Origin of the sequence: Aestuariivirga sp. (assembly GCF_965227715.1) — a bacterium.
GTDB lineage: Bacteria > Pseudomonadota > Alphaproteobacteria > Rhizobiales > Aestuariivirgaceae > Aestuariivirga.
The window spans coordinates 547,322-570,306 of sequence record NZ_OZ245771.1 but is presented as its reverse complement, the minus strand read 5'-3'; the positions used below and the strand labels follow the sequence as shown (position 1 = coordinate 570,306).

Below are 22,985 nucleotides of genomic sequence, written 5' to 3'. Positions count from 1 at the left end.
ATCTCACAGGGTGTTGTGCTCTGGTTGCGGCGCGCCGGGCTTTCTGCTTTAGTGCCGCGAAATTCGTGATGGAGTGGGTTTGTCCCTCTCCTAACATAGGGAGTTTGTTACATGGGTTCGTTGTCTATCTGGCACTGGGCGCTGGTTATTCTGGTCGTCGTGCTGCTCTTCGGCCGCGGTAAGGTTTCGGACCTGATGGGCGATGTTGCCAAGGGCATCAAGAGCTTCAAGAAGGGCATGGCGGACGACGATGTGCCGGTGGCCACGTCCCAGGAAGCACGCCCGATCGAGCAGCAGTCCGTCGTTCAGACCGAAGCCGAAAAGGCCAAGAGCTAAGGGCACAGCGGCCATACTGGGCCGGGCACGCACATGTTTGACTTCGGCGTCGGCTACACCGAGATGTTCGTCATTGCCGTGGTGGCGATCATCGTCATCGGGCCAAAGGATCTTCCCAAGGTGCTGCGCGCACTGGGCAAGACCGTGGCGAAAATGCGTGGCATGGCCCGTGAGTTCCAGGGCCACCTCGACAGCGCGATGAAGGATGCGGGCCTCGACGACGTCAAGAAGGAATTCGACAACCTCAAGAACCCCGCCAATTTCACCACCACACCCGCATCGCCCAAGAAGGCGGCGGAGGACGCAACCAAGAAGCAGGTGGATGACTTCAACAAGTTGTTTGGCGAGGCGCCCGCTGCCGATGCACCGAAGCCCGCCGAGAACAAGCCGATGACGACCACCGCGGACGCCTCATGAGCGAAGATGAGATCAGTGCCTCTGAAGCACCCCTGATCGAGCACCTGATCGAACTCAGGACCAGGCTCATCTATTGTGTGCTGGGCTTTGCCGCCGCCTTCATCGTGAGCTTCTATTTCTCCAAGGAACTTCTCTATGCCCTCACCTTGCCCTTCGTGTGGGGCACTGGTGCCAAGGCCGATCTGATTTCCACCCAGCTTCTGGGCGTGTTCCTGGTGAAGCTGAAAATTGCCGCGTTCGGCGGATTGTTCATCGGTTTCCCGCTGATTGCCACGCAGATCTACGGCTTCGTGGCGCCGGGCCTTTACAAGCGCGAGAAACAGGCTTTCGTGCCCTATCTCATCGCCACGCCGCTGTTCTTCATTCTGGGTGCGGCGCTGGTCTATTTCTTCCTGCTGCCCGTGGCCATTCACTTCTTCACCGTGCTGGCCGGCACCTCCGGCGTGGCGCTGATGCCGGACGTTCAGGGCTACCTCGATTTCGTGATCATGCTGATCCTGGCCTTCGGGCTTTGTTTCCAGCTTCCGGTTATTCTGACGCTTTTGGGCCAGATCGGCGTTCTGTCTTATCAGCAACTCAAATCCGGGCGGAAATTCGCGATTGTCGGCGTCTTCGTGGTGGCCGCCGTGTTGACGCCTCCCGACCCCATTTCGCAAATCTCCATGGCCGTGCCGCTGATGGGGCTTTACGAGGTTTCGGTGCAGGCCGTGCGCTTCCTCGAGATGCGCCGCCGGAAGCGCGAAGCCGCTGCCGAGGCAGCCGAGGCCGCCGCCGAGGCCGCTGAAAAAGACAGCTGACGCATTGATCTTCCCGAAGCCCCTTCGGCGTCCTATAGGAGGGCGCCGAACAGGGAATTGAAGACCATGCACGACATCAAGGCCATCCGCGAAAACCCCGCAGCATTCGACCTGAGCCTCGCCCGCCGCGGGCTCGCCCCCATGGCGGCAGAGCTTCTGAAGATCGATTCCGAGCGGCGCGAGCATGTGCAGAAGCTGCAGGATGCGCAGGCCAGGCGCAACGCGGCTTCAAAGGAAATCGGCGAGGCGATGCGCACCGGAGACAAGGCGCGCGCCGAGGCGCTGAAGGCCGAGATGGGTTCGATCAAGGATTTCATCGCCTCGGGCGAGCAGGTGGAGCGCGACATCGACCAGCGGCTGAGCGCGGCGCTTGCCGTCATCCCCAATCTTCCGCTGGAGGACGTGCCCGATGGCGCGGATGAGACCGGCAACATCGAAGTCCGCCGCTGGGGTGCCGCACCTCCGTTCAATTACGAGCCGCGCCAGCACTTCGACATCGGCGAATGGCTGGGCCTTATGGATTTCGAAGCCGCCGCCAAAATCTCCGGCGCGCGCTTCGTGGTGATGAAGGGGCAGCTGGCCAGGCTTGAGCGCGCGCTCGCCCAGTTCATGCTGGACCACCAGACCGGCACCAATGGCTATACCGAGCATTACGTGCCCTACATGGTGAATGATGCGGCGATGTTCGGCACCGGCCAGTTGCCGAAATTCACCGAGGACCTGTTCAGGACCACGGATGGCCGCTGGCTCATACCCACGGCGGAAGTCTCGCTCACCAATCTGGTGCGCGAGTCGATCCTGGAAGAGAAGGACCTGCCGCTGCGCCTCACCGCGTATACGCCGTGTTTCCGGGCCGAGGCGGGCTCCGCGGGGCGGGACACGCGCGGCATCATCCGCCAGCATCAATTCTCCAAGGTGGAGCTCGTCTCCATCACCACGCCCGAGCAATCCCGCGAAGAGCTGGAGCGCATGACGGGTTGTGCGGAAAGCGTGCTCCAGAAGCTCGGCCTCGCCTATCGCGTGATGCGGCTGTGCACGGGCGACATGGGCTTCGGCAGCCGCATGACATATGACCTCGAAGTGTGGCTTCCGGGCCAGAACGCGTTCCGCGAAATCTCTTCTTGCTCCGTGTGCGGAGATTTCCAGGCGCGGCGCATGGAAGCGCGCTTCAAGCCGCAGGACGGCAAGGGCACGCGTTATGTGCACACGCTCAATGGCTCAGGCCTTGCCGTTGGCCGCACCATGGTGGCCATTCTCGAGAACTATCAGAACGCCGATGGATCGGTCACGATCCCGGAGGTTCTGAGACCCTATATGGGCGGTGCTGACAAGATCGTGAGAGGTTGAACGCAACATGCGCATTCTGGTGACGAACGACGACGGCATTCACGCGCCGGGGCTTGAAACGCTGGAGCGCATCGCGCGCAGCCTGTCTGACGATGTGTGGGTGGTGGCCCCGGCGGAGGAGAATTCAGGTGCGGGCCATTCGCTGTCGCTCGCGGACCCCATCCGCTACCGGAAGCTCGGCGACAAGCGCTTCGAAGTGGCGGGGACCCCCACGGATTGTGTGGTGATGGCGGCGCGGAAGATTCTGCCGGGGGACCCGGACCTGGTGCTCTCAGGCGTGAACCGCGGCCAGAACATTGCCGATGACGTCACTTACTCTGGCACCATCGCCGCGGCGATGGAGGGAACCCAGCTCGGCTTCAAGTCGATCGCACTCAGCCAGGTGACGGGCATTCACGGCAACGGCTTCTCCTATGAGGTGGCCGAGCAGCATGGCGCACCGATTGTCGCCAAGCTGGTGAAGATGAGCTTCGGCCCCGGCATGCTGATCAACGTGAATTTCCCCGATTGCCGGCCGGATGACGTGCAGGGCGTGGAAGTAACGCGCCAGGGCAAGCGCGACGTGAACTTGCTCCACGTCGATGAGCGCACCGACATGCGCGGCAACAGCTATTTCTGGCTGGGCTTCAAGCGCGAGCGTGGCAACCCGCCGGTGGGCACCGATCTCTGGGCGGTGTTCAACCGCCGTATCTCGGTGACGCCGCTGCACATGAACCTGACCCAGCTTGAGGCGATGGATGCGGTAAGGGCGGTGCTGGACGAGGGGTAATTGCTGCGCCGTCATTCCGGCGAAGGCCGGAATCCAGCTTTCTTTGCAACGCATGCTGACGCAGAGCGGGATGCCAGCCTGCGCTGGCATGACGGACAGTGGAAATTACGGCGAGTTGAATTCTAAGGCTGCTCGAAATCCCGGATCGGGTCGACATGGGTGACGTGCTCGCGCCAGGAGATGTAGATGGCGCAGGCGATGAGGATGGCGACGCCGGCGAAGGTCCAGATATCCGGAAAATCACCGAAGAAATACCAGCCGGCCACCGTCGCCATGATCATTTCAGTATAGGCGAGCGGGGCCAGGAGCGAGGCTTCGGCGTGGTCATAGGCCTTGATGATCAGATAGTGGCCGCCATTGGCGATGAGGGCGAGCAACACAAAGAATGCCCATTGCGAGGGGGTGGGGGCCTCCCACAGGAACAGCACGATGTCGCTCATGATGATGGCGCCGCAGAGGCTCGTGTAGAAGGTGGTGACGACGGCCGGTGCCGAGCCCGAGATGCGGCGGGTGAGCAACAGATAGATCGCCAGGCTAGCGCCCGCACCCAGCGCCAGGAAGACGCCGGGGTTCAGTTCCTGAAAGCCGGGGCGGATGATGATCAGTGTACCGATAAAGCCAATCATGACGGCAACCCAGCGCCTGATGCCTACGGTTTCGCCCAGCACCAGCGGTGAGAGCAGGGTGACGATCAACGGCTGGATGAAGAAGATGGCGAGCGTATCGGCAATCGAAAGGTAATGCAGCGCGGCGAAGAAGGAGCCGGTGGCCGCGATCATGAAGGAGGCGCGGATCACATGCATCACCGGCATGTTGGGGACGAGGCCCTTGAGGCCTCGCGCCTTCACTGCAAAGGGCATGGTGACAAGGGCGCCGAAGAACAGCCGTGCCCACACGATTTCCAGCACCGGCAGGCCCTGCCGCCCCAGATATTTCGCGATCACATCCAGGAAGGGCAGCACGGCCATGGCGGCGAGCATGAGGCCGATACCCACCAGCGGGCGGCTGGCGCTCATCATTCGAAACCGTGCATGGCCGTGCTTATGCCTTCAGCCGCTCGTTTGACGGGTCCCAGATCGACTCGGGGATAATGCGGGCGGCGCGGCGTTCGGTGAAGACCATTACGTCAAATGCCGTGCCGGGAGCTGTCATCTCAGGCGGCACATAGGCGAAGGCCAGGGACTTGCCCGTCTTGTGGCCAAAGCCGCCGGAGGTGGTGACGCCGACCACCTTATCTCCCACATAGACGGGCTCATTGCCCACGCAGTCCGAATCCGTGTTGTCGACCTCGAGATAGACGAGTTTCATGCGGGGCCCGCGCTGCTTGTTCGACAGTGTGGGGGCCTTGCCGATGAAATCCTCCTTGTCGAGCCGGAGGAAGCGCTCCATCGAGGCTTCGATCATGTCGATCTCGGTCGTCAATTCCGAGCCCCAGCCGCGATAGCCCTTCTCCATGCGGAGCGAATTCATGGCATAGGTGCCGAAGAGGCGGATGCCATGGGGCTGACCCGCGGCCATCAAGGCAGCATAGACCTTCGGCATCTCCGCCATGGGTACATGCAACTCCCAGCCGAGCTCACCGACGTAATTGACGCGCAGAAGCCGCACGCCTTCAACACCTGCAACTGTTGCAGTCTTTCCCGTCAGCCAGCGGAAGGAGGCGTTGGAGAGATCGGTGCTGGTGCACTGGCTCAGCACCTCGCGGGACAAGGGACCGGCGAGAACCAGAACGCCGAAATCATCGGTCACATCGGTGATGGTCACCTTCTCATCGTCATGCTTGCGCCAGCTCAGCTGGTCAAGATCGTGGAGTTCAGCCACAGCCGCGGAGAGCACATAGAAGTGATCGGTTGCCAGACGGGTGACGGTGATTTCGGATTCGATGAAGCCGTTGGCGTTCAGCAGATGGCCAAGGATGATGCCGCCATCCTTGGTGGGGATCTTGTTGGCGCAGATCCGCTCCAAGAAGCTGTAGGCATCAGGCCCCGTCACCTCGAATTTGGAAAAGGTCGAGAGGTCCATCAGCCCCACGCGCTCGCGTACGGCGAGGGCCTCCTCGCGCACGGCCGGCCACCAGTTGGAGCGGCGGAAGGAGTAGGCTTCCCCTTGGCCCGTCTTGTCATACCAGCGCGGCCGCTCCCATCCGAAGATCTGCGCGAACTGCGCGCCTTCCGCTTTCAACGTGTCATAGAGCGATGACTTGCGCAGGCCACGCCCCACCTCATGCTGCTCGGCGGGCTTATAGCAGTAATACATGTGGTGATAATCGGCGACGGAGACCTCTGCCGTGTAGTCCTTCGTGGCCCAGTTGCCGAAGCGGCGCGGGTCGAACTCGCGCATGTTGATCTCGGCCTGGCCATGCACCATCCACTGCGCCAGATATTTGCCCGCACCACCGCCCTGGCAGATGCCGATCGAGGCGCCGCAATGCATCCAGTAGTTCTTGGGGCCATGCGCCGGGCCTGAGAGATAGACGCCGTCCGGCGTATGGGTGATGGCGCCGGAGATAATGGATTTCACACCCGTCTGCCCGAACAGCGGCAGGCGCTCGGTGGCCTTTTCGAGCCACGGCATGATGCGGTCCAGCTCGGGTGCTTCCAGCTCGCTCTCATAATCCCAGCGCGGCGGTTGGCCATCCCAGCAGAGATGGGCCGTGGCGGTTTCGTAAGGACCTACCAGAACGCCATTGGTTTCCTCACGCAGGTAGGCGTGGGAGTAGGGGTCGCGTACCACGGGCAGTTCCATCTTGAGGTCCGCGAGTTCCTTTAAGGGCTCGGTGATCACATAGTGGTGCAGCATGTTGGCAATGGGCACATTGTGGCCGGTCCAGGAACCCACGACATCGCAATAGGAACCGGCGGCATTCACCACATGCTCGCAGTCGATGTTGCCATTCTCGGTGAAGACGCGCCACTCGCCATTGGGCAGATGCTTGATGTCCGTCACGCGGGTGCGGCGGTAGATTTCGGCACCCAACTGGCGGGCGCCGGCAGCCATGGCGTTGGTGATGTCAGCCGGTGCCACATGCCCGTCATTCACGGTGCGGAAGGCAGCCTTGATGCCAAAGGTTTCGAGATAGGGGTGGTATTGCTTGATCTCCGAGGGCCCGATGATCTCGCATTCATATCCGGCCAGGCGCGAGATGCCGTAGACATATTTGAGCCAGTTCAGCTCCTCGTCCGTGGTGGCAAGCCTCAAGCCCCCGCAGCCATGCCAGGACACGGCCTGGCCGGTGAGCTTTTCGAGCTGCGGGTAAAGCTCGGTGCCATAGACATGCACCTTGGTCATGTTGAGGGAGCCGTTGAAATGCGGGCACTGCCCGGCGGCATGCCAGGTGGAGCCGGAGGTGAGCTCACCCTTTTCGATGAGAACGATGTCGGTCCAGCCTTCGAGCGCCAGATGGTACAAGAGGCCCACGCCCATCACGCCACCGCCAACAATCACCACACGCGCATGCGACTTCATTTCAATCTCCGAACAGGTCTGCTGCAGAATAGACCGGACGGCCGCCGCGGCTCAAGGGCCAGGGTAACCCTCTTCAACCGTCCACGATTGATTTCAAGGCGAAATCTGGCGCGGGGTGGTGAGCAGGGCTCATCACAACCCCTGCGCCTCAAACAGCACGAGGCCAGTTGCGATCGCCACATTGAGCGACTCGGCTCCACCATTCATCGGAATGCGCACGAGGGTGGAGCAGGCGGCAGAAGCCTCCTCCGACAGGCCGCGGCCTTCGCTTCCCATAACGAGGATGGCGGGTTTGCGGTAGCTGCGGCGGTAGCTTTCGGTTGCTTTCAGATGGGTGCCGACGCTCTCTCCCGGCCATTCGCGGAGCAAATCCAGAAACGGCTTCTGCTCCACCTTGACGAGCGGCATGGCGAAGATCGAGCCCATGGTGGCGCGCACGCAATCGGACGAGAAGGGGTCACAGGACTGACCAGCCAGGATGACGCCCGCAGCTCCCGCTGCATCCGCGGTGCGGATGATGGTGCCGAGATTGCCGGGGTCGCGCATGTCCTCGAGCGCCACCCAAACGCCGTCTGGCTCGACGGCCGGCGCCCAGCGCTGGCGGAACACGCCAATTTCCCGGGGCGGGTTCTTCTGGGCGCTGACCGAGCCCATCATTTTCTCATCCACCTTCATCAGCGCGGCTTCGCCCCATGGCTCACTGTGGCCACTGGTGAGCAGATAGACCGGCTCCCAGCCCTGAAGCCTGGCGCGCGCAAGCACCTGGCTGCCCTCGGCAATGAACAGGCCGGTCTCCTGCCGGTTGCGCTTTTCGGCCAGCGACCGGATGAGCTTGAGTGTGGGATTGTGCGGAGAGGTGATGGTGAGCATAATGCGCCTTCTAGCCTGGCCGACAGAGAGTTGCCATGAACATCCTGCCCAATATCAAGACCGGGCTTTCGGTCTGCCCGCATGACTGCCCCTCCGCCTGCGCCCTTGAGGTGGAGGTGCTGGACGAGCGCACCATCGGCCGGGTGCGCGGGGCCAGGGACAATTCCTATACGCTGGGCGTCATATGCGAAAAGGTCAGCCGCTATTCCGAACGCATTCACCACCCGGACCGGCTGCTTTACCCGCTGAAGCGCAAGGGCCCTAAGGGCTCCGGCGAATTCACCCGCATCAGCTGGGAAGACGCGATGGCCGAGACGGCCGAGGCGATGCTCAAGGCCGAGGCCGAGCATGGGCCCACGTCCGTGTGGCCCTATTTCTATGCCGGCACCATGGGCTATGTGATGCGCGACGGCATCAATCGGCTGCGCCATGCCAAGGGCTATTCGAACCTTGGGGATACGTTCTGCGTGGCCTTGTCCTGGTCTGGGTACCTGGCGGGGACGGGCAGCGTCACCGGCGTCGACCCGCGCGAGATGCAGCAGTCTGACCTTATCGTGATCTGGGGCGGGAATCCGGTCAACACCCAGGTCAACGTGATGACCCACGCCATGAAGGCGCGGAAGGAGCGCGGCGCCAAGATCGCCTGCGTCGACATCTACGATACCGGCACCATGAAGCAGGCGGATATCAAGCTGCTGATCAGACCCGGAACCGATGGCGCACTTGCCTGCGCGGTGATGCATGTGCTGTTCCGGGACGGGTTTGCGGACTGGGACTATCTCGAGGCGTATACGGATGCGCCACACGAATTCGCCAAGCATCTCGAAACGAGAACACCAGATTGGGCGTCGAAGATTTGCGACGTTCCCGCAGCGGAGATCGAGGCCTTCGCGCGGCTCATCGGAGAGACCAAGCGGACATTCTTCCGCATCGGCTATGGCTTCACCCGCTCGCGCAATGGTGCGCCGAACATGCATGCAGTGACGTGCATTCCGGCGGTGACCGGCGCGTGGAAGCATGAAGGGGGAGGTGCCCTCCATTCAAACAGCGGCATGTATGGCATGAACAAGACCATGATCGAGGGTCTCGATGTCCGCAAACCCGGCATCCGCATTCTCGATCAGAGCCGCATCGGCGCGGTGCTACTGAACGATCCCTATGATTTGCAGGGTGGCCCGCCGGTAAAGGCGTTGTTCGTGCAGAGCACCAACCCAGCATCCGTAGCGCCCGACCAGAACAAGGTGAAACAGGGGCTGGCGCGGGAGGATCTCTTCACCTGCGTCCATGAGCAGTTTATGACGGAGACCGCAAAATTCGCCGACATCGTGCTGCCGGCTACCATGTTCCTGGAGCATGATGACATCTACCAGGGTGGCGGCCACTCACACCTGCTCTATGGGCGGAAGCTGGTCGAGGCGCCGGGCGAGTGCCGCAGCAACCATGAGGTGATCTGCGATCTGGCGGCCCGCGTGGGGGCCGAGCACCCCGGCTTCGCCATGAGCCCGCGCGAGCTGATTGACTGGACGCTTGTGCACTCCAAGCGCCCCGGCCTCGAGACCTTCGATGCGGAAAGCTGGGTCGACGTCATGCCGCCCTTCGAGCGCGCGCATTTCCTCAAGGGTTTCGGCCATGCGGACGGGAAATTCCACTTCCGGGCCGACTGGCGGAAGGTGCGCTTCCGCAGCACGGAAACGCCCGTGGGACCGGTGCAGGAGCTTCCGAGCTTCCCCGACCATTGCGATGTGATTGAGGAGGCGACGGCGGAATATCCCTACAGGCTGGCAACCAGCCCCGCGCGCACCTTCCTCAACTCGACGTTCAATGAAACGCCATCCTCCCGCAAGCGCGAGGGGCGGCCCACTGTCTTCGTCCACCCGGCGGACCTGGCGGAGCTGGGCCTGGCCGAAGGCCAGAAGGTGAAGCTCGGCAGCGCCCGGGGCGAAGTGACGCTTCACGCCAAGGCACATGAAGGCCAGCGCCGCGGGGTGCTGATTGCCGAATCGATCTGGCCGAATGACGCCTTCGAGGATGGGCAGGGCATCAACACGCTCACCGGGGCAGACCAGCCCGCACCCAATGGCGGCGGGGCATTTCATGACAACCGGGTGTGGATCAGGGCGGCCTGAGGCTCAAGGGAACCAAGTTCCGCCCGTTCACGTTGTAGCCACAAACCCGCCTTCAAACTCCCATCATCGGGCGGCATTGAGTGCACAACAACGATTCCGAGAAACGATTTTTCAAATGTCCCGCAAAGCAATGATCGTGATGGCCGTGCTCCTGGCCGCCGCAACGGCCGCAACCGCAGCTTCCGCCGTTCCCGCGCCCTTGCGGGCCGTATCTGAGTTTGTGCTGTCTGTGGCCTGAAGAGACTGGTCTCCCATGTGTCACACCCGGCCGTGAGCCGGGTGTCTTGTTTATAAATCTCGAAATGATCGCCAAAAGGCAAGCCGGGGTCAGGGCAGCCTGGCGATCCGCTCTGCCAGCAGCTTGAAGAAACCGTCCGCATCGACTGATCGTAAGACCGTGGCATTGCGGGGGCGCTTGGTGACGTGCCACCAGTCGACGACCGTAGCGCCCATGGTGAGCTCCGACTCGCATTCGACCGCGACGTTGACGAGGCGGCCGGAGAACAGCTCCGGCTTCAGCAGCCATGCGATCACGCAGGGGTCATGCAAGGGTCCGCCGTCCGTCCCATATTTGTTTTCATCGAAGCGCTCGAAGAAATCGAGCATTGCCGCTGTGGCGGGGCCCGAATTGTTTGGCATGCTGCGGAAGGCTTCAACGCGCTTCGCCGTCGTCAAGGCCTGGTGGGTGCAGTCCAGCGGCACGAGGGTGATGGGGATGCCGCTGTCGAACACCAGGCGCGCGGCATGGGGGTCCACATAGATGTTGAATTCGGCCGCGGGCGTGACATTGCCCTGCTCGAAATAGCCGCCACCCATGGCGACGATCTGCTTCACCCGGCCCGCAATGCGCGGCTCCCGCACCAGGGCAAGTGCTACATTGGTGAGCGGGCCCAGCGTGCAGAGGGTGACGGTACCCGCAGGGTGAGACATCAGCGTCTCGACGACGAAATCCACCGCGTGCTGGCTCTGGAGCGGCATTTGCGGGTCCGGCAGCACGGGGCCGTCAAGGCCGGTCTTGCCATGCACTTCCTCAGCGGTGACGAGGGGGCGAAGCATGGGGCGGATGGCGCCGGAATAGACCTTGATGTCAGACCGTCCGGCCAGCTCACAGATCTTGCGGGCGTTCTTCTCGGTCAGGGACAGCGGCACGTTTCCGGCCACCGCCGTGATGCCCAGAACCTCGAATTCAGGTGACGCCAGCGCCAACAGGATGGCCACGGCGTCGTCCTGGCCGGGATCGGTATCGATGATGATGGGCAGCGGCTTGGTCATGGCGTGTCCTCTTTCGAAAGGCGGGCGGCGAGCAGGGCAAGTGCCTGCGGGTAGAGCTTGTGTTCCTGTTCCAGCACGCGCGCGCTGAGCGTGTCTGCAGTGTCCTCCGCCAGCACGGGAACTTGCGCCTGCAGAAGGATGGGGCCGCCGTCCAGTTCAGGGGTGACCAGATGGACCGTGCAGCCATGACGCGTGGCGCCATCGGCCAGGGCGCGCTCATGGGTGTGAAGGCCCTTATAGGCGGGGAGAAGAGAGGGGTGAATGTTCAACATGCGCCCCTCCCATCGGGCGATGAAGCCCGCTGTCAGCACGCGCATGAAACCGGCGAGGGCGATGATCTCAATGCCGCATGAGCGGAGATAGGAATCCAATGCCGTCTCAAATGCTTCACGCGTGGGAAAGCCCTTGTGATCGATCACCTCAGTGGCGATGCCATTCTCTGTTGCAAAGGCCAGGCCCTTCGCATCCGCACGGTTGGAGACCACGCAGACAATCTCCGCCCGAAAGGCAGGATCGCGCGCCGCGTCAACCAGCGCCATCATGTTGGAGCCCCGGCCCGAGATCAGGATGGCGGTCTTGAGCTTCCTCATGCCACCGAGAGGGAGCCCGTGAGCGCCACCTGTTCCTCAGCGCCCCTGCGCTTGCGGATGGTGCCGAGCGTGACGACGGTTTCGCCTGACCGCTTGAAGGACGAGGCCACCGTCTTTGCATCCTTGGCGGCCACCACCACGATCATGCCAATGCCGCAGTTGAAGGTGCGCAGCATTTCACGCTCGGTGACGGCCCCTACATCCTGCAGCCATTTGAAGACGGGCGTGAAGGGCACCTGATCGAGGTCGATCTCCGCCACGGTTTCCTTCGGCAAGACGCGGGGAATGTTCTCAATGAAGCCGCCGCCGGTGATGTGAGCCAGCGCCTTGATGGCGCCCGTCTGGCGGATGGCCTTCAGCACCGGCTTCACATAGATTCGGGTGGGGGTGAGGAGGGCGTCCGCCAATTTCTTCGACCTGTCGAAGGGAGCCCTGGCGGAATAGGATTGTCCGCTCAGCTCCACGAGCTTCCGCACCAGGGAATAACCGTTGGAGTGGGGGCCGGAGGAGGCGAGGCCCAGAATCACGTCCCCCGCCTTCACATCTTTGCGCGGGAGAAGCTGCTTGCGCTCGGCGGCGCCGACGGCAAAGCCTGCGACATCATAGTCCGGCCCGTGATACATGCCGGGCATTTCGGCGGTTTCGCCACCGATCAGCGCGCAGCCGGCCTGTTTGCAGCCATCTGCAATGCCGGCGATCACTTCGGCCGCGGCTTTTACGTCAAGCTTTCCGGTGGCGTAATAATCGAGAAAGAACAAGGGCTCCGCGCCCTGAACCACGAGATCGTTCACCGACATGGCAACGAGATCGATGCCCACGCCATGGTGGCGACCCGTTTCAATAGCAATCCGGAGCTTCGTTCCCACGCCGTCATTGGCGGCCACCAGCACGGGGTCCTTGAAACCGCAGGCCTTGAGGTCGAACAGGCCGCCGAAGCCGCCCAGTGCCGAATCAGCGCCCTTGCGCCGGGTCGATTTCGCGAGGGGCTTGATCGCCTCCACCAGGGCGTTGCCGGCGGAGATGTTCACACCGGCATCAGCGTAGCTCACGCTTTTTCCTGCTGCTTGTTTCGCTTTGCTCATGCCGCTAGTTTGCCCCAATTCTCTGGTGGGAGGTGCTCGTCCGGGCGTCCTTACCCCGAAGCGCTTTGCGAATAAAGTGCGGATGGCGGAACCGGAGTGGCGTTTGGAAAGCTTGGGACCGGCATATTGAACTGTTTTAGCAAGTTGAGGGGCCGCGCCGTGGCGATGGTCCTGGCCGGGTTTCTGGGGGTTCTGGCCGCCTGCGGCCCCGCCTTCGCCGGCGGACCGGTGGAGACCAGCGTCTTTGCGGTGCAGGGCGTGGACGTGGACGTGACCAGCACGGACGCCACAACAGCCAAGAACCAGGCGCTGATGGATGTGCAGGTGAAGGCCTTCTTCGACCTTGTCGAGAAGCTGGGCTCGCCCGAACTTGCAATCCAGCTGCGCGAGAAGCTGACGCCCGAGGACATTGCCCCCTATCTCCGCTCGCTCTCGATCGAGAAGGAAACCTCCGCACCCGGCCGCTACATCGGCACCTTCACGGTGCGCTTCCTGCCCGACAAGATGCAGAAGTTCTTCACCGCCTATGGAATCCGCGTGCCTTCGAAACAGGCAGACCCGGTGCTGGTGATCCCCCTTTACCGCGCACCCGACGGGCTGAAACTGTGGGAGGACAATCCGTGGCGGCAGGCCTGGATCAATCTCAAGGGCGAACAGGGGATCGTTCCGATCATCGTGCCGCTTGGAGACCTCGAGGACAGCGAAACCCTCAATGCGGAGGACGCGGCCAGGGCCGACGCCGTGAAGCTCGATACCATCCGCAAGCGCTATGACGCGCCGAGCATTCTGGTGGCGCAGGCGGAGCCCGCACCCGATGGCGGGCTACACGTCTTCATTGAAGGCGACACGAAGCTCGGCAGCGTGACGATCAACAAGATTTACCAGGCCGAACCGGGCACCACCGAGACGGCGGAGGCAACCGCGGTGCTTGCCTTCCAGAAGGCCATCTTCAAGGCCTATCAGGCCCAGGCGGCCAAGGTGGCCGAAGACGCGGCCCGGAGCGCCAACACGCCGCAATCGCTGGCGGTGACGGTTCCCTTCAACTCGCCCACCGAGTGGAATGCCATCCGATCCCGCATCCTGACGACGCCAAATGTGACGACGGTCGATTTGTCGACACTGTCCACCGAGGGTGCTGTGATCCGGCTGGTTTACACCCATTCGCTGGAGGATTTGCAGGGCAACATGCAGCGTGTGGGACTGAACCTCACGCAAACGGGGTCTGGCTGGATTATCCAGCCCATGTGATGGGCAGGGCGCCATGCGGAACATTCCCAATCTGATTTCCCTCGTCCGGCTGCTGCTGGTGCCGGTCACCGTGTGGCTGCTGATTTCGGAAGCCTATGCTCCGGCCTTTCTCACCTTCATCATTGCCGGCGCGTCTGACGGGATCGACGGCTATCTGGCGCGCCGCTTCGACTGGCGCTCGAGGCTCGGCGCCTATCTCGACGCTCTGGCGGACAAGGCGCTGCTGGTGTCGGTGTTCGTGACGCTGGGGCTGCTCAAGGTCATTCCCGCCTGGCTCGTGATCCTCGTGGTCTCGCGTGATGCGTTGATCATCGGGGCGGTGCTGCTGTCGCGGCTGATGGACCATCCGGTGCGCGTGGTGCCGCTGATGGTGAGCAAGGTCAACACGGTGGCCCAGATCCTGTTCGTGGTGGCCGTGCTTGGGCTTGCGGGGGCAGGCCGGAATGTCTCGGCTGTTGTCGAATATGGCTCCATTCCCGTTGCCCTGTTGACGGTCATGTCCGGGGCCGCCTATCTCATGGCCTGGCTACGCCACATGGCGGAGCAGCCGAATGAGGACAGCACGCCGTGACACTGCAAAGGCAGATCCTGATCTGGACCGTCTATTTCGCGGTGCTGATCCTCGCGCTGTGGCTGTTGAGCCCTATTCTGCTGCCCTTCATTGCCGGGCTGGTGCTGGCCTATTTCCTGGATCCCGTGGCCGACAGGCTGCAGCGCCTGGGTCTCTCGCGCCTGGCGGCGGCGCTGCTCATCGTGGTGGTGTCGATCCTGCTGCTGGTGGCGGCCCTCGTCGTGCTGGCGCCGATGCTGACGCAGCAGGTGGGCAAATTCGCAGGCGAGCTTCCGGGCCTCATCCAGTCTCTGTCCGAGCGGCTCAACAGCTGGGCACCGCAGTGGATGAAGGATGCCGTGGCGCGCAGCGGGGCTGACATTCAGGGCACGGTCAAGCAATTTGCCGGCAGCGCGGCGGACTGGATCGTCAGCGTGCTGAAGACAGTGCTTTCCGGCGGTCTGGCCCTCGTCAACCTGGTCTCGCTTCTGGTGGTGACGCCGATCGTGGCCTTCTACATGCTGATCGACTGGGACGACATGATCGCCACCATCGACAGCTGGGTGCCGCGCGAGCATGTGGAGACGGTGCGGTCCCTCGGGCGGGACATCAACACGGCCATGGCGGGCTTCATCCGCGGGCAGGGCACGGTGTGCCTGGCGCTCGGCGTGTTCTATGCGGCCGCGCTTTCCTTCTCGGGCCTCAACTTCGGCATGGCGATCGGCTTTCTGGCCGGGGCGCTGACCTTCATTCCCTATGCCGGAGCGATGATCGGGGGCGTGCTGGCCATCGGCGTGGCGCTGGTGCAGTTCTGGCCGGATTACTGGTCGATCTCGCTCATCGTCGCGATTTTTGCCGTCGGGCAGTTCCTGGAAGGAAATTTCCTTTCGCCCAAGCTCGTGGGCAAGAGCATTGGCATTCACCCGGTGTGGCTGATGTTCGCGCTGTTTGCGTTTGGCTATGCCTTCGGCTTCGTAGGGCTGCTGCTGGCCGTGCCCCTGGCGGCGGCGGCGGGCGTTCTCTCGCGCTTCATCCTCAAGCAATATCTGGCGAGCAGGTTGTATCTGGGGGCGGATGACCCTGAGCCTTCTCCGGTTCCGGTTTCGATCATCGAGGAGGCGGAGCCCGAAATGCCGCGGCTCACCGGGCGGCAGCAGGCATGACGGAGCGGCCGGGCCGCCAGCTCGTGCTTGACCTGCCGCTGCGCACGGCCCTGGGCCGCGATGATTTCCTCGTGACCCCGTCCAACGCCGGTGCCGTTTCCATGATCGACCGGTACCCTGACTGGCCGCATTATGGCGCGGTTCTGGTGGGGGCCGCAGGCAGTGGCAAATCCCACCTGCTGGAAGTGTGGCGCCAGGCGGCGGGCGCACCGCTGATCCAGGCGGCGGACATCGGGCAGGAGCCGCCCGAAGATGTGCTGGCGGGAGGTGCACTCGCGATTGACGCAGCACCCGGCGCCGCGCTCGATGAGCGGGCGCTTTTCCACCTCCTGAATCTCACGCGGCAGACCGGAGGCCATGTGCTGTTTGCCAGCGAAACCGATCCGGCCCAATGGCCGGTGGCACTCCCCGACCTGGCCTCAAGGCTCAAGGCCCTGGCGGTCGCGCGGCTCGACCCGCCGGATGACGCGCTGCTGCGCGGCGTGCTGGTGAAGCTCTTTGCGGACAGGCAACTGGTTGTCGAGGAGCAGGTGCTCTCCTACCTCATGCTCCGCATGCCGCGCTCGCTCGAGGCGGCCCGCAACCTGGTGGCGGAGCTCGACCGGCTGGCGCTGGCCGAAAGGGCAGCGGTGACCCGCGGACTGGCCGCCCGTGTTCTGCAGCAAATGACTGAGCCGGGGCTTTTTCCCGAGGAGAGTTGACGCGTGGGACATCAACCCGTTCACTGAACCGTCACACCGCTGTTATAGTGGCTCCCGAACGTTTTGCGCGAAAGGCCGATATGAACGAGCAGCTCCCCATTGCTTCCGCCATCACGATCGAGATGCCGCAGCGTTTCATCAACCGCGAGATCTCGTGGCTGGGTTTCAACATGCGAGTTCTGGAGGAGGCGCGGAACACCGCGCACCCGCTGCTGGAGCGGCTGCGCTTCCTGTCTATTTCGGGCAACAACCTGGATGAGTTCTTCATGGTGCGCGTCGCCGGCCTCGTGGGTCAGGTGCGCGAGAAGCTGACCCAGACGAGTGACGACGGTCTGTCCGCCCAGGAGCAGCTGGACCAGGTGCGCGTGCTGGCCCAGGAGCTGATGGCCGAACAGGACCGGCGCTGGATCCAGCTCACGCGAGAGCTCTCCGAGAACGGCATCGTCATCACCGACGGCACCGACCTGATGCCGCATGAGAAATCCTGGCTGGACCAGCGCTTCCTCGAACAGATCCTGCCGGTGGTAACCCCCATCGCCATCGACCCCGCGCACCCATTTCCCTTCATCCCCAACCGCGGTTTCATCATCTGCCTGGAGTTGAAGCGCCGGAAGGACGGCGGGCAGATGAATGCGCTGCTGCCCATCCCGCAGCAGCTCGATCGCTTCGTGCGCCTTCCCGCGCTCGAAGGCCAAGGCTCAGTGCGCTTCATTTCGCTAGAGAACATGCTGAGCCTGTTCATTCCGCGGCTGTTCCCCGGCTATGACGTGACGGGCAAGGGCGTGATGCGCGTCATCCGGGACAGCGACCTTGAAATCGAAGAGGAGGCCGAAGACCTCGTGCGCGTGTTCGAATCCGCGCTGAAGCGCCGCCGCCGCGGTTCGGTGATCCGCATGGAGGTGGATGCCGCAACCCCGCCGTCGCTTCGCGAATTCATCGCCGAAGAGCTCGACGTGCAGCGGGACGCGATCGTCGAATGCGCAGGTCTGGTTGGTTATTCGGATACCCGCCAGCTGATCCTGGACGAACGGCCCGACCTGAAGTTCAAGCCCTTCATGGCGCGCTTTCCCGAACGCATCCGCGACCATGGCGGAGATTGTTTCGCGGCGATCCGGCAGAAGGACATCGTCGTCCACCACCCTTACGAATCCTTCGACGTTGTCGTGCAGTTCGTGCTGCAGGCGGCCAATGACCCTGACGTGGTGGCGATCAAGCAGACGCTCTATCGCACCTCGAAGGATTCCCCCATCGTGGCGGCGCTTGCCAAGGCGGCGGAGGCAGGCAAATCCGTGATGGCGCTGGTGGAGCTCAAGGCGCGCTTCGATGAAGAGGCCAATATCCAGTGGGCACGGGACCTTGAGCGCGCCGGCGTTCAGGTGGTCTTCGGCTTCATCGAGCTCAAGACCCATGCCAAGGTGTCCATGGTGGTGCGGCGCGAGAGCAACGCCATGCGTACCTATGTGCATTTCGGCACGGGCAATTATCATCCGATCACTGCAAAGGTCTACACGGATATCTCCTTCTTCACCTGCGATCCGGCACTGGTGCGGGACGCCTCCCGGCTGTTCAACTTCATTTCGGGCTATGCCCAGCCGGAGGACCTCGAAAAGATCGCGATTTCGCCTCTGAACCTGAAGCAGCGGCTTCTCGACAACATTGACGAAGAGATCGAGCATGCCAAGGCGGGGCGGCCAGCGCAGATATGGGCCAAGCTCAATTCCGTCGTCGACCCCGGGATCATTGATGCGCTTTACCGGGCGAGCGGGGCAGGGGTGCAGATCGACCTCGTGGTGCGTGGCATCTGCTGCCTGAGACCCGGTGTTCCGGGCCTTTCCGAAAACATCCGGGTGAAGAGCATCGTCGGGCGCTTCCTGGAGCATTCGCGCATCGTGTGCTTCGGCGGCGGCAACGCCCTGCCGCACAAGCGCGCCAAGGTCTACATCAGTTCGGCCGACTGGATGCAGCGCAATTTGCACCGCCGTGTGGAAACGCTGATCCCCATCGAGAACCCGACGGTTCATGACCAGATCCTCGACCAGATCATGATGGCGAACATGATGGACAACCAGCAGAGCTGGGAATTGCTGGCGGACGGATCATCCCGGCGCATTTCGCCAACACCTGATGAAGAGCCCTTCAATGCCCATGATTATTTCATGAAGAACCCCTCGCTCTCTGGACGCGGGCGTTCGCAGGCCGGTAATGTGCCGCCCGAAATCATCGTGCGCTTGAAGAAAAAGAAGGCCAAGGCAAAACCGTGAGCTGGCACAAGGGATTCCGTACCGAACCTCCGACCTACCGGCCCGTGGCCGTGGTCGACATCGGCTCGAATTCCGTTCGCCTCGTCGTTTATGATGGCCTTCGGCGCTCGCCATCGCCGATTTTCAACGAGAAGATCCTGTGCGGGCTGGGCCGCGGCATGGCCACAATGGGCAAACTGCCGAATGATGGCGTCACACGCGCCATCGCCGCGCTCAAGCGCTTCCGCACCCTGGCCCGGCAGATCGGCGCCAAGCATGTCTATGCGGTCGCCACGGCCGCCGCGCGCGAAGCCTCCAACGGTGCGCAATTCATCGCCCGGGCCGAGCGTGCACTCGGTGCCGACATCAAGGTGCTGACCGGCAAGGAGGAGGCGCGCTATGCGGCTTTGGGCGTCATCGCCGGCATTCCCGGTGCAGATGGCGTGGCCGGCGATCTGGGCGGCGGCTCACTTGAACTGATCGACATCAAGGACGGTAAACTCCGGGAGGGGATCACCCTGCCACTCGGACCGTTGCGGCTGATGGATCTCTCCGGAGGCTCGATCGACAAGGCCCGCGAGATCATCGATGAGGCCTTCGCCAAGACGGACATCCTGCAGCGGCTCAAGGGGCGCACCTTTTATGCCGTGGGCGGAACCTGGCGAAACCTTGCGAAACTCCACATGGCGCAAAGCCATTACCCGCTGCATGTGCTGCACTGCTACCGGATGACGAAGCCGCAGGCGCTCTCGCTGTCCTCCCTCGTCGCACATCTCTCTCCCACCTCACTGAAAGAAATCCGCGAAGTCTCGCGCAGCCGCTCGGACACCATGCCCTATGGCGCCCTTGTGCTGGAACGCCTTCTGCACCACGCCCAGGTGCAGGATGTGGAAATCTCCGTCTACGGGGTGCGCGAGGGGCTGCTTTATTCCAAGCTTCCCACCCGCAAGCGGCAAAGCGATGCGCTGCTCTCCTCCTGCTGGGATTTCGCCAGGCGCTATGCGCGCTCGCCCGAACATGAACTCGAACTCTGCGACTGGACGGACCAGCTCTTCGGGCCGGGGAAGCTCCCTGAAACGGAAGATCAGAAGCGCCTGCGCTATGCTGCCTGCCTGCTGGCCGATATCGGCTGGCGCGCCCACCCTGACTATCGGGCGGAGCGCTCGCTCTCCATGATCTCGCAGGCCGCCTTTGTTGGCGTTGACCATCCGGGCCGGGTGTTCCTCGCGCTCACGGTGTTCTACCGCTATGACGGCGAAGGCGAGGACGGTGACGGCCTCAACCGGCTGCTGGCTGATGAAGAACACCAGCGTGCTCATCTGATATCCAGCATCTTCCGGCTCGCCTATATTCTCTCCGCCGCCATGCCCGGCATGCTGCCCAAGATCAGCCTGAAGCTGGGAGACAACAAAACCCTGGTTCTGCGCCTGCCGCGCAAGCTCGCCGATCTTGCAGGAGAGCGCGTTGAAAAACGCCTGGCGGGGCTTGCGGCGGAAATCGGACGGACGGGAAAGCTGGTGATCGGGCGATAGAGCAGGGGCAGGCTCACGCACCACCCCTGAACCGCCGGCAAAACCTTAACGTATCCACAGCATGTCAAACACCATCATCGTCATCGGTGCCGCTGGCGGCATCGGCTCCGCATTGTGCCGCAGGCTATCTGCATCGGGCCATCACATCCACGCCATTGGCCGCGATGCCGCCAAGCTGGCGAGCGCAATGGCAGGGCTCAACGCCACCTCCGCCGTGGCGGATGTGACGGACCGGCCCTCGCTCGAGGCTGCCATCAAGGAGGCCGGTCCCGCCGTGGCCGGACTCGCCTATTGCGTCGGCTCCATCAACTTGAAGCCTGTGTCGCGCATCACCGATGAGGATGTGGAGCGCGACTTCCGCCTCAATGCGCTGGGTGCCTTTCGCGCCGTGCAGGCGGCCCTGCCGGCCTTGAAGGCCAATGACACACACTCCAGCATCGTACTGTTCTCGACCGTCGCCGTGGCGCAGGGATTTGCGTCCCATGCCTCGATCGGCATGGCCAAGGGTGCGGTTGAAGGCCTCATGCTGTCGCTTGCGGCGGAGCTTGCACCGAAGATCCGCGTCAACTGTGTGGCTCCGTCACTCACCAGAACTCCACTTGCCGCCACACTCACCTCCAATGAGCAGATGGCCATGGCAATTGCCGGCCTTCATGCCCTGCAGCGGCTGGGCGAACCTGATGAGATTGCCGCCGCGGCCGCCTTCCTGCTCTCGCCCGATGCCGGCTGGATCACTGGCCAGGTCCTTGGCGTCGATGGTGGCCGCTCCAAGCTGCGCACCAAGGGCTGAGGCAATGGCGCGCATGCGCAAGAAGGATGAGTTGCCCTCGAAGCTCTGTGCGGGTTGTGGGAAACCCTTTGCCTGGCGCAAGAAGTGGGCGCGTGACTGGGAGAATGTCAAAGCCTGTTCGGACCGCTGCCGCACAGCTTTGAAGCAGAAGCCCCAATGAGCACGCTCCGCATCGTTCTGGGTGATCAGCTGACCCGCAGTCTTTCCTCACTGCGCGATTATGAGCCCGGTGACACGGTGCTGATGATGGAGGTGCTTGAGGAGGCAAGCTACGTCAGGCACCACAAACAGAAGCTGACGCTCGTCTTCTCCGCCATGCGCCACTTTGCGGAAGATCTACGGCGTGATGGCATGAGCGTGGACTACGTCACGCTGGATGATCCCGCCAATACAGGCTCCTTCACCACAGAGCTTGAACGCGCCGCCGCCCGCTTGGCACCATCGCGGATTGTCGTCACCGAGCCCGGTGAATACCGCGTGCGCCAAATGATGGACACGTGGGGTGCGGAGATCCGCAATGATGACCGCTTCTTCGCCACTCCCGCCAGCTTCGCGGCTTGGGCGGGGGCACGCAAGCAGCTGCGCATGGAGTTCTTCTACCGCGACATGCGCCGCCTCTCCGGCCTCCTCATGGATGGGGATGAACCGGAAGGCGGCCAGTGGAATTTCGATCAAGACAATCGCAAGGCGCTGCCCAAGGATGTGTTGCCGCCAAAGCGCCAGCGCTTCGAGCCGGATGCAATCACCCGCGGCGTGATGACGATGGTGGCCGAACGCTTCGGCGGTCACTTCGGTGATCTCGAGCCCTTCGGCTGGGCGGTGACGCGGACCGATGCGCTGGAGGCGCTGTCGCATTTCATCACAGCCTGCCTGCCGAACTTCGGCGACTATCAGGATGCGATGCGCCAGGGCAATGCCTTCCTCTTTCATTCCATCCTCTCGCCCTATCTCAATATCGGTCTGCTCACGCCGCGCGAGATCTGTGACGCGGCCGAAGCTGCGTGGCGGAGTGGCGATGCGCCATTGAATGCGGTCGAGGGCTTCATCCGCCAGATCCTCGGCTGGCGCGAATATGTGCGCGGCCTTTATTGGCTGAAGATGCCGGGATATGCGGAGACGAACGCGCTCGCCGCGCACCGCGCGCTTCCCGGTTTCTATTGGACCGGAAAAACCGAGATGAACTGCCTTGCCCAGTCCATCGGCGACACGATGCGTCACGCCTACGCCCATCACATTCAGCGGCTGATGGTGACCGGCAATTTCGCACTTCTGGCGGGGCTTGACCCGAAGGAGGTGCAGCAGTGGTATCTGCTGGTTTACGCCGATGCCTATGAGTGGGTGGAGCTTCCCAACACCCACGGCATGGCGCTGTTTGCGGATGGCGGCATCATGGCCTCAAAGCCCTATGCGGCGTCCGGGGCCTATATCAACCGCATGTCTAACTACTGTGCGGGCTGCGCCTACCGGCCCGATGTCAAGCTTGGGCCCAAGGCCTGCCCGTTCAACTACCTCTACTGGGATTTCCTGATGCGCAATGAGCAAGCCCTGAAGACCAATCCCCGCATGGCCATGCCTTATCGCACCCTCGCAAAGATGGATGAGGCGAAGAAAACCGAAATCACGGCGGAGGCCAGGGCGTTTCTCGACAATCTTTAGGACGGCAGACATTTTCCCTTCGTCGGAATGACGG

Annotated in this window: 22 protein-coding genes; 16 read left to right on the top strand and 6 right to left on the bottom strand. The window is 62.7% G+C overall.

Going from position 1 to position 22,985, the window contains the following annotated elements:
• The first annotated feature begins 111 nt into the window (after positions 1–111).
• From ACO06F_RS02795 to surE, 5 genes are all read left to right on the top strand, one after another.
• Positions 112–336 (top strand): twin-arginine translocase TatA/TatE family subunit, encoded by a 225-nt coding sequence (locus tag ACO06F_RS02795; RefSeq protein WP_421695179.1) that lies wholly within the window; start codon positions 112–114, stop codon positions 334–336.
• Positions 337–369: 33 nt separating this feature from the next.
• Complete coding sequence (gene tatB / locus ACO06F_RS02790) at positions 370–753, top strand: Sec-independent protein translocase protein TatB (RefSeq protein ID WP_421695178.1); 384 nt, start codon at positions 370–372, stop codon at positions 751–753.
• On the top strand, positions 750–1,550 hold the full coding sequence (gene tatC / locus ACO06F_RS02785; protein WP_421695177.1) for a twin-arginine translocase subunit TatC: 801 nt from the start codon (positions 750–752) through the stop codon (positions 1,548–1,550). Before tatB ends, tatC begins: the two co-directional genes overlap by 4 nt.
• 66 nt (positions 1,551–1,616) lie before the next feature.
• Positions 1,617–2,897: a serine--tRNA ligase gene (serS, locus tag ACO06F_RS02780; RefSeq protein ID WP_421695176.1), complete on the top strand. Its 1,281-nt coding sequence runs from the start codon at positions 1,617–1,619 to the stop codon at positions 2,895–2,897.
• Positions 2,898–2,904: 7 nt separating this feature from the next.
• Positions 2,905–3,666 (top strand): 5'/3'-nucleotidase SurE, encoded by a 762-nt coding sequence (gene surE, locus ACO06F_RS02775; protein ID WP_421695175.1) that lies wholly within the window; start codon positions 2,905–2,907, stop codon positions 3,664–3,666.
• Positions 3,667–3,788: 122 nt separating this feature from the next.
• On the opposite strand, the gene ACO06F_RS02770 is transcribed toward surE, so the two are convergent.
• The 3 genes from ACO06F_RS02770 to ACO06F_RS02760 form a co-directional block, all read right to left on the bottom strand.
• Complete coding sequence (locus tag ACO06F_RS02770; RefSeq protein WP_421695174.1) at positions 3,789–4,685, bottom strand: DMT family transporter; 897 nt, start codon at positions 4,683–4,685, stop codon at positions 3,789–3,791.
• A 22-nt stretch (positions 4,686–4,707) separates the two neighbouring features.
• Positions 4,708–7,131, bottom strand: coding sequence for an FAD-dependent oxidoreductase (locus tag ACO06F_RS02765; RefSeq protein ID WP_421695173.1), 2,424 nt, complete (start codon positions 7,129–7,131; stop codon positions 4,708–4,710).
• 132 nt (positions 7,132–7,263) lie between these two features.
• A complete protein-coding gene (locus ACO06F_RS02760; protein WP_421695172.1) occupies positions 7,264–8,001 on the bottom strand; it encodes a TrmH family RNA methyltransferase in 738 nt (245 codons plus the stop codon).
• A 35-nt stretch (positions 8,002–8,036) separates the two neighbouring features.
• Between ACO06F_RS02760 and ACO06F_RS02755 the strand changes: the two genes are divergently transcribed.
• Complete coding sequence (locus ACO06F_RS02755; RefSeq protein WP_421695171.1) at positions 8,037–10,127, top strand: molybdopterin-containing oxidoreductase family protein; 2,091 nt, start codon at positions 8,037–8,039, stop codon at positions 10,125–10,127.
• A gap of 115 nt (positions 10,128–10,242) precedes the next feature.
• Positions 10,243–10,365 (top strand): hypothetical protein, encoded by a 123-nt coding sequence (locus tag ACO06F_RS02750; protein ID WP_421695170.1) that lies wholly within the window; start codon positions 10,243–10,245, stop codon positions 10,363–10,365.
• An 89-nt stretch (positions 10,366–10,454) separates the two neighbouring features.
• Here the strand turns inward: ACO06F_RS02750 and ACO06F_RS02745 are convergent, their stop codons facing one another.
• The 3 genes from ACO06F_RS02745 to purM are packed head-to-tail and all read right to left on the bottom strand — an operon-like array spanning position 10,455 to position 13,071.
• The gene (locus ACO06F_RS02745; protein ID WP_421695169.1) at positions 10,455–11,399 is read right to left on the bottom strand and encodes a nucleoside hydrolase; all 945 of its coding nucleotides are present in this window, start codon (positions 11,397–11,399) and stop codon (positions 10,455–10,457) included.
• Complete coding sequence (gene purN / locus ACO06F_RS02740; protein ID WP_421695168.1) at positions 11,396–11,989, bottom strand: phosphoribosylglycinamide formyltransferase; 594 nt, start codon at positions 11,987–11,989, stop codon at positions 11,396–11,398. Before purN ends, ACO06F_RS02745 begins: the two co-directional genes overlap by 4 nt.
• Positions 11,986–13,071 (bottom strand): phosphoribosylformylglycinamidine cyclo-ligase, encoded by a 1,086-nt coding sequence (purM, locus tag ACO06F_RS02735; RefSeq protein WP_421695167.1) that lies wholly within the window; start codon positions 13,069–13,071, stop codon positions 11,986–11,988. Before purM ends, purN begins: the two co-directional genes overlap by 4 nt.
• A 165-nt stretch (positions 13,072–13,236) precedes the next feature.
• Here purM and ACO06F_RS02730 point away from each other — a divergent pair, with 165 nt between their 5' ends.
• The 9 genes from ACO06F_RS02730 to ACO06F_RS02690 all read left to right on the top strand — a co-directional run bounded on the left by ACO06F_RS02730 (position 13,237) and on the right by ACO06F_RS02690 (position 22,951).
• A complete protein-coding gene (locus tag ACO06F_RS02730) occupies positions 13,237–14,319 on the top strand; it encodes a DUF2066 domain-containing protein (RefSeq protein WP_421696606.1) in 1,083 nt (360 codons plus the stop codon).
• 13 nt (positions 14,320–14,332) lie between these two features.
• Positions 14,333–14,890, top strand: coding sequence for a CDP-alcohol phosphatidyltransferase family protein (locus ACO06F_RS02725; RefSeq protein ID WP_421695166.1), 558 nt, complete (start codon positions 14,333–14,335; stop codon positions 14,888–14,890).
• The gene (locus ACO06F_RS02720) at positions 14,887–16,032 is read left to right on the top strand and encodes an AI-2E family transporter (RefSeq protein ID WP_421695165.1); all 1,146 of its coding nucleotides are present in this window, start codon (positions 14,887–14,889) and stop codon (positions 16,030–16,032) included. Before ACO06F_RS02725 ends, ACO06F_RS02720 begins: the two co-directional genes overlap by 4 nt.
• Complete coding sequence (locus ACO06F_RS02715) at positions 16,029–16,733, top strand: hypothetical protein (RefSeq protein WP_421695164.1); 705 nt, start codon at positions 16,029–16,031, stop codon at positions 16,731–16,733. The genes ACO06F_RS02720 and ACO06F_RS02715 overlap by 4 nt, the downstream gene beginning before the upstream one ends.
• Positions 16,734–16,813: 80 nt before the next feature.
• Positions 16,814–18,994 (top strand): RNA degradosome polyphosphate kinase, encoded by a 2,181-nt coding sequence (locus ACO06F_RS02710; protein ID WP_421695163.1) that lies wholly within the window; start codon positions 16,814–16,816, stop codon positions 18,992–18,994.
• Positions 18,991–20,505 carry an exopolyphosphatase gene (gene ppx, locus ACO06F_RS02705; RefSeq protein WP_421695162.1) on the top strand — a complete coding sequence of 505 codons (1,515 nt, stop codon included), beginning with the start codon at positions 18,991–18,993 and terminating at the stop codon, positions 20,503–20,505. Before ACO06F_RS02710 ends, ppx begins: the two co-directional genes overlap by 4 nt.
• 61 nt (positions 20,506–20,566) lie before the next feature.
• A complete protein-coding gene (locus tag ACO06F_RS02700; protein ID WP_421695161.1) occupies positions 20,567–21,295 on the top strand; it encodes an SDR family NAD(P)-dependent oxidoreductase in 729 nt (242 codons plus the stop codon).
• Entirely contained in the window at positions 21,186–21,455 is a 270-nt protein-coding gene (locus ACO06F_RS02695; protein ID WP_421695160.1) for a DUF2256 domain-containing protein, read from the top strand. Before ACO06F_RS02700 ends, ACO06F_RS02695 begins: the two co-directional genes overlap by 110 nt.
• On the top strand, positions 21,452–22,951 hold the full coding sequence (locus tag ACO06F_RS02690; RefSeq protein WP_421695159.1) for a cryptochrome/photolyase family protein: 1,500 nt from the start codon (positions 21,452–21,454) through the stop codon (positions 22,949–22,951). Before ACO06F_RS02695 ends, ACO06F_RS02690 begins: the two co-directional genes overlap by 4 nt.
• The last annotated feature ends 34 nt before the right edge of the window (positions 22,952–22,985 follow it).